This window comes from Streptomyces sp. NRRL S-495, assembly GCF_000966955.1.
Taxonomy (GTDB): Bacteria; Actinomycetota; Actinomycetes; order Streptomycetales; family Streptomycetaceae; genus Kitasatospora; species Kitasatospora purpeofusca.
Genome location: NZ_JZWY01001257.1, coordinates 1 through 794 on the forward strand (window position 1 = coordinate 1; position 794 = coordinate 794).

Annotated in this window: 2 pseudogenes; both read left to right on the forward strand. The window is 74.3% G+C overall.

Features of this window, described 5'->3' with window-relative positions:
• A pseudogene (locus VR45_RS40985) lies at positions 1-292 on the forward strand (phosphonate ABC transporter); the annotation flags it as partial.
• Positions 289-794 (forward strand): annotated as a pseudogene (locus VR45_RS40990) (phosphonate ABC transporter, permease protein PhnE); the annotation flags it as partial. The pseudogenes VR45_RS40985 and VR45_RS40990, both read left to right, overlap by 4 nt.

The window sequence follows — 794 nt, forward strand, 5'->3', positions numbered from 1 at the left end:
GCAGCGCGTCGCCGTCGCCCGCGCGCTGTGCCAGCGGCCCGAGGTGATCCTCGCCGACGAACCCGTCTCCGCCCTCGACCCCGCCGCGACCGAACAGGTCCTCGCCCTGCTCGCCGAACTCGCCCATCAGGAAGGACTCGCCGTGGTCGCCGTCCTGCACCAGCCCTCGCTCGCCGCCCGGCACGCCGACCGGATCGTCGGCCTGTGCGAGGGCCGCATCCTGCTCGACGGCGAACCCGACCAGAACGTCGACCACCTCTACCAGCCCGCACTCGCCGAGAGCCTCCGATGACGACCGCCCCCCGCCCCCTGCGCCGCCTGCCCGTCCCGGGCCGTCCCCGTCGGCCCCGCGCCGCTGTCACCGCGGTGGTCGTCACCGCGGTCCTCGCCGTCGTCCATGTGATCGCCTGGAACACCACCGAGATGTCCCTCGGCGCGCTCGTCGACGGCTGGCACGGCATGGCCTCCTTCGTCTCCGAGGCGTTCCCGCCCCGCCTCGACCGGTCCGTCCTGACGTCCAGCATCGACGCCGCCCTGGTCACCCTGTGGATCGGCCTGCTCGGCACCACCCTGTCGATCCCGCCCTCGCTGCTGCTCGCCCTGCTCGCCGCCCGCGGCGTCGCCCCCTCCGTCGCCGTCCAGCAGGCGGCGCGCTCCCTGCTGTCCTTCCTGCGCTCCGTCCCCGACGTGGTCTTCGCCCTGGTCTTCGTCACCGCCGTCGGCCTCGGCCCCTTCCCCGGCGTCCTCGCGCTGGTCGTCCACAACGTCGGCGTGATGGGCAAGCTCTGGGCCGA